Origin of the sequence: Cellulosimicrobium cellulans (assembly GCF_042723955.1) — a bacterium.
GTDB classification, from domain to species: Bacteria; Actinomycetota; Actinomycetes; order Actinomycetales; family Cellulomonadaceae; genus Cellulosimicrobium; species Cellulosimicrobium cellulans_H.
The window spans coordinates 1-8,745 of sequence record NZ_JBHXIC010000075.1; the positions used below are offsets into that span (position 1 = coordinate 1).

At 74.2% G+C, this 8,745-nt stretch carries 7 protein-coding genes; all 7 read right to left on the bottom strand.

All coding sequences use genetic code 11. From position 1 onward, the window contains the following. Positions 1-84 precede the first annotated feature (84 nt). Positions 85-1,101, bottom strand: a complete 1,017-nt coding sequence (locus ACFWH7_RS16705; protein ID WP_378218046.1) for an ABC transporter substrate-binding protein — start codon at positions 1,099-1,101, stop codon at positions 85-87. A 382-nt stretch (positions 1,102-1,483) separates the two neighbouring features. Then, complete coding sequence (araA, locus tag ACFWH7_RS16710) at positions 1,484-2,992, bottom strand: L-arabinose isomerase (RefSeq protein ID WP_378218049.1); 1,509 nt, start codon at positions 2,990-2,992, stop codon at positions 1,484-1,486. 163 nt (positions 2,993-3,155) lie between these two features. Beyond that, positions 3,156-3,923 (bottom strand): L-ribulose-5-phosphate 4-epimerase, encoded by a 768-nt coding sequence (locus tag ACFWH7_RS16715; RefSeq protein WP_378218051.1) that lies wholly within the window; start codon positions 3,921-3,923, stop codon positions 3,156-3,158. Next, entirely contained in the window at positions 3,920-5,593 is a 1,674-nt protein-coding gene (locus ACFWH7_RS16720) for a xylulokinase (protein ID WP_378218053.1), read from the bottom strand. The genes ACFWH7_RS16715 and ACFWH7_RS16720 overlap by 4 nt, the downstream gene beginning before the upstream one ends. A 118-nt stretch (positions 5,594-5,711) precedes the next feature. After that, the gene (locus ACFWH7_RS16725; RefSeq protein WP_378218080.1) at positions 5,712-6,764 is read right to left on the bottom strand and encodes a LacI family DNA-binding transcriptional regulator; all 1,053 of its coding nucleotides are present in this window, start codon (positions 6,762-6,764) and stop codon (positions 5,712-5,714) included. 35 nt (positions 6,765-6,799) lie between these two features. Next, complete coding sequence (gene proC / locus ACFWH7_RS16730; RefSeq protein ID WP_378218055.1) at positions 6,800-7,681, bottom strand: pyrroline-5-carboxylate reductase; 882 nt, start codon at positions 7,679-7,681, stop codon at positions 6,800-6,802. Positions 7,682-7,856: 175 nt separating this feature from the next. Next, the gene (locus ACFWH7_RS16735; protein WP_378218057.1) at positions 7,857-8,579 is read right to left on the bottom strand and encodes a hypothetical protein; all 723 of its coding nucleotides are present in this window, start codon (positions 8,577-8,579) and stop codon (positions 7,857-7,859) included. Positions 8,580-8,745: the final 166 nt, after the last annotated feature.

Here is an 8,745-nt window from a genome sequence, read left to right on the forward strand (position 1 = left end):
GGCGGGGTCGGTCGGCGTCGACCGGCCCCGCCGGGCGGGGCGCTCGGGTCGCTCCGAGCGGCCTGCCGGGCGCTCGTGCGCTTCTCAGTACTCGCGCGTCGGGAGCGCCTCGATGGCCTGCTCCTGCGTGAAGGACTCGTCCTTCACGACGATGCGCTTCTCGACCTCCTCGCCCGCGACGACCTTCTTGATGATGTCGGCCAGGTCCGGGCCGAGGAGCGGGTTGCACTCGACGATGAAGTTGATCTTGCCGTCGGCGAGCGCCTGCATGCCGTCCTTGACCGCGTCGACGGTGACGATCTTGATGTCCTCGCCCGGGACGAGACCCGCGGCCTCGATGGCCTCGATGGCGCCGAGACCCATGTCGTCGTTGTGCGCGTAGACGAGGTCGATGTCGTCGTGCGCCTGGAGGAAGCCCTCCATGACCGTCTTGCCCTCGGCGCGCGTGAAGTTGCCGGTCTGGGAGTCGATGATCGTGACGTTCGGGTTGTCCTTCGTGGCGTCCTCGAACCCGGTCTTGCGGTCGATCGCGGGAGCGGCACCGGTCGTGCCCTGGAGCTCGACGACGTTGATCGGCTCCGTGGCGACGTTCTCGGAGACCCACTCGCCGGCCATCTCGCCCTCGAGGACGAAGTCGGAGCCGATGAACGACTCGTACAGGGTGTCGTCCTCGGAGTCGACCGCGCGGTCCGTGAGGATCACGGGGATCCCGGCCTGCTTGGCCTCCTCGAGCACCGCGTCCCAGCCGGACTCGACGACCGGGGAGAACGCGATGACGTCCACGCCCTGCGCGATGTAGGAGCGGATCGCCTGGATCTGGTTCTCCTGCTTCTGCTGCGCGTCGGAGAACTTGAGGTCGAAGCCGTTCTCGGCCGTGAGCGTGTCCTGGATGGACTTGGTGTTCGCCGCGCGCCACCCGGACTCGGCACCCACCTGCGAGAAGCCGACGACGATCGCGTCGCCGCTGCCGCCGTCGCCACCCGCGTCGTTGCTGCTGTCGTCCGTGCTGCCGCCCCCGCTGCTGCACGCCGCGAGCGCGAGGACCGCCACGCCGGCGAGGACACCCGTCAGACGCGTGCGCGCCTTGGTCGTGCTGAACATGCTCTCCTCCTTGAGATGCGACCTCGGCGCCGTGCCGAGGGTCGTCGGGTCGTGCCAGCCCGCCATCGGGCTGTTGACTCTTGTTGATACATGTTTGCTTGTGTCAATGTCTAGCGGTGTCAGCACCCCTACCGCAAGCCCCGACCCGGCATTCCGCATAACCGTTCGGTAACCGTTGTGGCCACCGTCCGGCACTGCGACGCGCCGACCGCGCGGAGCCCTGCCGAGGTGCTGAGCGCCAGACCTCGGATGTGATCGTTCACACCCTCCCGAGAGACGATGTTAGCGCTCACACGCGCAGAGGGGAAGCCGCCTCCCGTCACGGTTCGATCACGACCCGAGGGTCGCGCCCGGACCTGCGCAGACGGCTTCCCCGCGTGGGCTAGAGACCCTGCGCGATCCGGTAGTACACCTGGTTCCACCGCACCTGGTCGCGGAAGCCCCGCCGCGTCGTGCTCTCGTCGATGACCAGCAGCTCGGTGCGCGCGATGTCGGCGAAGACCTCGAACGCGTCGATGCCCGCCGCGGTCGACAGCACGGTGTGGTGTGCGCCGCCCGCGGTCAGCCAGGCCTCGGCCGACGTCGCGAAGTCGGGGCGCGGCTCCCACACCGCGCGCGCGACCGGCAGGTGCGGCAGCGGGGCGGAGGGCGCGACGACGTCGACCACGTTGGCCGTGAGGCGGAACCGGTCGCGCATGTCGGCGAGCGACACGACGACGCCGACGCCCGGGTCGGCGTCGAACACCATGCGGACGGGGTCCTCCTTGCCGCCGATGCCGAGAGGGTGGATCTCGACCCGAGGCTTGGAGGTCGTGAGCGACGGGCAGATCTCGAGCATGTGCGCGCCGAGGATCTTCTCGCTGCCCGGCGTGAGGTCGTAGGTGTAGTCCTCCATGAGCGACGCTCCGCCGGGCAGGCCCTCGCCCATGACCTTCGCCGCGCGCACGAGGACGGCCGTCTTCCAGTCGCCCTCGGCGCCGAACCCGTAGCCCTTGGACATGAGGCGCTGCACCGCGATGCCGGGGAGCTGGCGCAGGTCGCCGAGGTCCTCGAAGTTGGTGGTGAACGCCTTGGCGCCGACCGACTCGAGGAACGTCTCGAGCGCGATCTCCTGCCGGGCCGCGTACCGCAGCGACGCGTGGCGGTCGCCGTCCTTGCGCAGCTCCGGGACCACGTCGTAGAGGTCCTCGTACTCCGCGACGAGCGCGTCGACGTCGGCCTCGGAGACCTCCTCGACGGCGCGCACGAGGTCGTTCACGCCCCACGTGTTCACGCTCACACCGAACCGGAGCTCGGCCTCGGTCTTGTCGCCCTCGGTCACCGCGACGTTACGCATGTTGTCGCCGAAGCGCGCGAGGCGGAGCTCGTGCGTCGCCGCCCAGCCCGCGGCGCCGCGCACCCACGAACCGACGCGCGCGGTGACGGCGGGGTTCGACACGTGCCCGACGACGGTCGTGCGCGCCACGCCGAGCCGCGTCGCGACGTACGCGTACTCGCGGTCGCCGTGCGCGGCCTGGTTGAGGTTCATGAAGTCGAAGTCGATCGTGTCCCACGGCAGCTCGACGTTCGCCTGCGTGTGCAGGTGCAGCAGCGGCTTGCGGAGCTGGTCGAGCCCGCCGATCCACATCTTCGCGGGGCTGAACGTGTGCATCCACGTCACGACGCCCAGCACGCGGTCGTCCGCGTTGGCGTCCAGCATCGCGCGCCGGATCGAGGCGGCGTCCTTGAGGACGGGCTTCCAGACCACCTTCGCCGGGACGTCGGGGGACGCGTCGAGGACGCGCGCGACCTCCTGGGACTGCTCGGCGACCTGTCGCAGCGTCTCCTCCCCGTACAGGTCCTGGCTCCCGGTGAGGAACCAGATCTCGCGATCCGCGTAGGGCTTGCTCATGTCGGTCCATCTCTCGTGTCGTGGGGGGGCGCCGCACCGCTGCGGTCCCGCCCCGGGTGGTCGTGCTGTGTCGTGCTGCTGCCGTGCTGCGCGCGCCCGGTACGCGTCGCGTCGCGGGTGCTGTGGGAGCCGAGACCGCCGCGGGGGCGGCTCCGACCCGTGGTCAGCGCGGGTCGGGCGTGGGCTGCTGCCCGTAGACGTGCTGGTACCGCGCGTAGAGCGAGTCGACGTCGTCCTGCGCGATGCGCGTGGGCTCGCCGAGCTGGCGGCTGACGTGCACGGTCCGCGCGACCTCCTCGCACATGACGGCCGCCTTGACGGCCGCGCGCGCGTCCTTGCCGATCGTGAACGGGCCGTGGTTGCGCATGAGGACCGCGGGGCTCCGGGAGTCCCGCAGCGTCTCCACGATGCCGCGGCCGATGGAGTCGTCGCCGATGAGCGCGAACGGCCCGACGGGGATGTCGCCACCGAACTCGTCGGCCATCATCGTCAGGACGCACGGGACGGGCTCGCCGCGCGCGGCCCAGGCGGTCGCGTACGTCGAGTGGGTGTGCACGACCCCGCCCACCTCGGGCAGGTGCCGGTACACGTAGGCGTGCGCCGCCGTGTCGGACGACGGGGACCGGTCACCCTCCACGAGCGTCGCGTCGAGGTCGCACACGACCATCGCCTCGGGCGTGATGTCGTCGTACGCCACGCCCGACGGCTTGATGACGAGCAGGTCGCCGGAGCCGTCGGGGCGCGTCGTGTCGCGCACGCGCTCGGACACGTTGCCGGCCGTCCACACGACGAGCTCCCACCGGGGCAGCTCGGCGTGCAGCGCGGCGACACGCTCCTTGGCGGCGTCCACGGCGTCGCGCAGGTGCGCGGGCACCGCCGTCACGGCGGCGGGTGCGGCGGCGACGTCCGCGGCCGGGGTGGGCGTGCTCATGCGGGGTCCTCTCCTTCGGTACGGGTGGGCAGCGCTGTCACGGCGGCACGCTCGACGGCGAGCCCCGCCGCGTAGCGCTCGAGATACGCGGCGAAGCCGGCGACGTCGGCGGGGTCGGGGGCGACGGTCTCGATCTCCGCCGTGGCGAACACGTGCTCGCGCAGGTACGCGCCGAGATCGGGGGCGACGACGCCGTCCGTCGACCCGGACGCGGTGCCCGACGACGCCCGGTCGCGCGCGAAGCCGGCCAGGACCGCGATGCCCCAGGCGCCGCCCTCGCCCGCCGTGTGCCCGACGCTCACCGGTGCGGCGATCGCCGCGGCGAGCAGCCGCTGCGCGACGCCCGCGGTGCGGAACATGCCGCCGTGCGCGAGCATCCCGTCGAGCCGGACACCCTCGCCCGCGAGGACGCGCATCCCGAGCGCGAGCGTCCCGAACGCGCCGTACACCTGGGTGCGGGCGAAGTTGGCGAGCGTCAGACGGCTGCCGGGCGTGCGCACGACGAGCGGCCGCCCCTCGTCCAGGCCCGTGATGGGCTCGCCGGCGAGGTAGTTGTAGGCGAGCAGCCCGCCGCCGTCCGCGTCGCCGTCGAGCGCCGCACGGAAGAGGGCGCCGAACACGTCGTCCGGCGTCGCGTCGCTGCCGACGGCCGCGGCGAGCTCGCCGAGCAGGCCCGCCCACGCGTCGAGCTCGCTCGCGCCGTTGTTGCAGTGGACCATCGCGACGAGGTCGCCCGCGGGCGTCGTGACGAGGTCGAGCTCGTGGTGCACGCGGGCGAGCGGGCCCTCGAGCACCACCATCGCGAAGATGCTCGTGCCCGCGCTCACGTTGCCGGTGCGCGGCGCGACGGCGTTCGTCGCGACCATGCCCGTGCCGGCGTCGCCCTCGGGCGGGCAGAGCAGGACGCCGGGGGCCAGCGCTCCCGACGGGTCGAGCCAGGCCGCGCCCTCGGCCGTGAGCCGACCCGCGTCCTCGCCGGCGACGAGCACGTCCGGGAGGAGCTCGGCGAGCTTGGGACCGTCCCGGTGGGTCGCGACGCGCTCGTCGACGAGCGCGAGGAGCGCGTGGTCGTAGTCGCGCGTCGCGGGGTCGACCGGGAACATGCCGGACGCGTCGCCGACCCCGAGCACGTGGCGGCCGGTGAGCCGGCGGTGCACGTACCCGGCGAGCGTCGTGAGCGACACGACCTCCGTGGCGTGCGGCTCGGCGTCGAGGATCGCCTGGTACCAGTGCGCGACGGACCAGCGCAGCGGGACGTTGTACCCGAGCAGCTCCGTGAGCTCGGCGGCGGCCGGCCCGGTCGAGGTGTTGCGCCACGTGCGGAACGGGACGAGCAGCTCACCGTCGGCGTCGAACGCGAGGTAGCCGTGCATCATCGCGGACACCCCGAGCGCGCCGTAGGTCGTGGGCCGCACGCCGTACCGGTCCTCGACGTCGTCGACGAGTCGCGCGTAGCAGTCGCGCAGACCGGTCTCGACGGCGTCGAGCGAGTACGTCCACACCCCGTCCTCGAGCTGGTTCTCCCACGCGTGGCTCCCGCTCGCGAGCGGCGTGCCCTCGGCGTCCACGAGGCACGCCTTGATCCGCGTGGACCCGAGCTCGATCCCGAGCGCGGTCTCCCCTGCCACGACGGCCGCGCGACGGCGACCGACCTCGTCCTGCTGCACCATTGCTGCTTCTCCTCGTCGCGGCGTCGCGCCTCGGTCGTTGAGTACCTTCTCGAATGTTAGCGCTCACAACCGGTGAGGCCAACTCCCCGGCACGGCTTTTCGTGAGCGGTGCGCGGTGTCAGCCGCGCGGCGTGGTCGTGCTCTCGCGCACCATGAGCTCGGGCGGGATCGAGACGGGCCGGACCGTCGCGCCGGACAGGGCGTCGATCATCATCCCCATGCACCGGCGACCGAGCGAGCCGAACGGCTGGCGCACCGTCGTCAGCGGCGGGATGAAGTGCCCCGCCCCGGCGACGTCGTCGAAGCCCACGACCGAGACGTCGGCCGGCACGCGCACGCCCTGCTCCCAGAACGCGCGGAGCACGCCGAGCGCGAGCTGGTCGTTGCCGGCGAAGACCGCGGTCGGCCCGTCGCCCGCGCGGACCGCGTCGGCGAGCTCCTTCCCGACGGCGTAGCCACGGTCCGACGACCAGTCGCCGCGCACGGGCTCGGGCACGGGCGCGCCGTGCTCCTCGAGCGCGGCCCGCCAGCCCGTCTCGCGCTCGCGCGCGTCGAACCAGTCGAGCGGACCGGAGAGGTGCAGCACGGTGGTGTGCCCGAGGCCGAGCAGGTGCTCGGTCGCGAGCCGGGCCCCGAGCCGCTGGTCGACGGCGATCGAGAGGATGGCGCCCGGCGCGCCGAGCGCCCCGGCGCCCGGGCGCACGACGTCCGCGACCTCGCCGTCGCCCGGGTGGTCGCGCGCCGCGATCATGATGACCGGCACCGGCGCGCGGAACGAGTCGACGGCCGCCGCGACGTCGGTCTGCGGGGCGATGACGACGATGCCCTCGACGCCCTGGTCCATGAAGTGCTCGAGCACGCGGTGCATCGTGTCGGCGTCGTAGCGTCGGATCGTCGCGACGCTCACGAAGTAGCCCTGCTCGCGGGCCGCCTCCTCGACCGCGATGAGGGTCGACGTCGGCCCGTACAGCGCGGAGCCCGTCGTGACGACGCCGATCGTCCCTGAGCGCATCGTCACGAGCGCGCGCGCCGCGCTGTTGCGCCGGTAGCCGAGCGTCGCGATCGCGTCGAGGACGCGGTCCCTGGTCTCGGGCCGCACGCTCGGGTGGTCGTTGAGCACGCGCGAGACCGTCTGGTGCGACACCCCGGCGAGGCGCGCGACGTCCGACATCGCGGGCGGGCGCGTGCGAGGGGACGGGCCGTCGCTCACCGCTCGCCACCCCCGGCCTCCGGGCGCGGCGCCGGTGCGGCCGCGAGCGCGGTGGCGAGCTCGGCCGAGCGGTCGCGCGCGGCCTCGAGCGCGTCGAGGAACGCGGCGCGCACGCCCCCCGCGTCGAGACGGCGCAGCGCGGCGACCGTGGTGCCGCCCGGCGACGACACGCGCTCGCGCGCGATCGCCGGGTGCTCCCCGGTCTCCCGCAGCATGGTCGCCGCGCCGTGCACGGTGGCGGTGGCGAGCTCGAGCGCCGTCGCGCGCGTGAGGCCCAGCAGGACGCCCGCCTCGGCGAGCGCGTCGATCACGTAGAACACGTAGGCCGGGCCGGAGCCCGAGAGCGCGCCGACCGCGTCCTGGTCCTTCTCCGCCACGCGCACGACGAGGCCCGTCGCGGACAGCAGGCGCTCGACGAGCTCGACGTCGTCGTCGTCCGCGGCGGCGCCGCCGCTCACGGCGCTCACCCCGGCACCGACGACGGACGGCGTGTTGGGCATGACCCGCACCACGGCGGTCCCCGCCGGCAGCCGGTCCTCGTAGAACGCGGTCGGGAGCCCGACGACGACGCTCACCACGACCGTCCCCGCCCCCACCGCGTCGCGGACCTCGGCGAGCAGCGCCGCGACGTCCTTGGGCTTCACGGCGACGACCACGACGCCCGCGCCGCGCACGGCCTCGACGTTGTCCTGGGTCGTCGCGACCCCGTGGCGCACCGCGAGCTCCTCGCCGCGCTCGGCCCGGCGGACCGTCGCGACGACGTCGGCGGGGTCCCAGCCCGCGGCGAGCGCGCCCGCGAGGACGGTCTCCCCCATGACGCCCGTGCCGAGGACGGCGAGCCGGCGCTCAGGGACGGGCGGGGACGACAGGTCGGTCATGGACGATCAGCTCCCGGTGGTCGGTGAAGGCATTCTTGCGCACCCGGCGGGTGCTCGGGACAACCGCCGAGGCCGCGGGGATGCCACCGCGGGCTCCGCGGGCTCCCGGGACGGTTCCCGCGCGGGCGACGGAGCAGGGCGGACCGGGGGTCGGCAGGGAGGCGGAGCCGCGGGATCAGAGGGGAAAGGCCTCGTACACGTCGGTGACGACGTCGGCGGGCCCGGTGGCCTGGAGGACGGCGGTGCCGTTGCGCCACGTGACGGTCGCCTGACCGTCGGCCGCGGGCGTCACGGCGTACGTGCCCGCGACCTCCCCGGCGACCTCGACGTCACCCGTGTCCGTCGGCTCGCCGGCCGCGGTGACGAGGTCCGTCGCGGCGGTCTCCGCCTCCGCGACCGTCGGCCACTGCCCGGCCACCACGGTGACGGTCGTCGCGTCGTCCCCCTCACCGTCGGCGTACACGAGCTGGTACGCCTCGAGCGCCCGGGCGGCGGTCCACGCGTCCGTCGCCGAGTCGCTGCGCAGCACCAGGTCGAGCACGGTGTCCGGGAGCGCCGTCGCGAACGCGGTCGTCCCGGTCCGGGCCGCGGGCTCGAGCGTCGGGGTCGGCGGGTCGGCCGTCACCGTGACCGTCGGCTCGGGGTCGGCCGCGGCGTCGGCGCGCGCGAAGCCGGGCCACCCCCAGGCGAGGAGCGCGACCACGAGGCCGACGACGAGCAGCAGCCCGACGAGCACCACGAGCCGGCGGCGCCGGTAGACGGCCGACGAGGCGGGGCGGGAGTGGCGTCGGTCGCTCGCGCCCACCGCGTCCCCGGGGCGGCGCGGCGCCGGGGCCGTCCCCGGCCGCGCGGGTGCGGGCGCGCGTCCCGTCGGGCTCCCGCCGGGCGACTGGCTCATCGCGCGTACCTCCGCTGCTCTCGGTCCTCGCGGGCCCGGCCCTGCCGGCCCGGACTCTGCGGCCAAGCGTAGGACGCGCGCGTGGGCCCCCCCCCCCCCCCCCGGGGGGGGGGGGGGGCGCCGCGGGCGCGCCCCCCCCCCCCCGCCCCCCCCCCGGCGGGCGGAT

Excerpts from the sequence above, each read along its gene's own strand:
- ACFWH7_RS16715 (WP_378218051.1), bottom strand. The coding sequence starts at position 3,923 with ATGAGCACGCCCACCCCGGCCGCGGACGTCGCCGCCGCACCCGCCGCC.
- ACFWH7_RS16725 (WP_378218080.1), bottom strand. The coding sequence starts at position 6,764 with ATGTCGGACGTCGCGCGCCTCGCCGGGGTGTCGCACCAGACGGTCTCG.
- ACFWH7_RS16735 (WP_378218057.1), bottom strand. The coding sequence starts at position 8,579 with ATGAGCCAGTCGCCCGGCGGGAGCCCGACGGGACGCGCGCCCGCACCC.
- ACFWH7_RS16705 (WP_378218046.1), bottom strand. The coding sequence starts at position 1,101 with ATGTTCAGCACGACCAAGGCGCGCACGCGTCTGACGGGTGTCCTCGCC.
- araA (WP_378218049.1), bottom strand. The coding sequence starts at position 2,992 with ATGAGCAAGCCCTACGCGGATCGCGAGATCTGGTTCCTCACCGGGAGC.
- ACFWH7_RS16720 (WP_378218053.1), bottom strand. The coding sequence starts at position 5,593 with ATGGTGCAGCAGGACGAGGTCGGTCGCCGTCGCGCGGCCGTCGTGGCA.
- proC (WP_378218055.1), bottom strand. The coding sequence starts at position 7,681 with ATGACCGACCTGTCGTCCCCGCCCGTCCCTGAGCGCCGGCTCGCCGTC.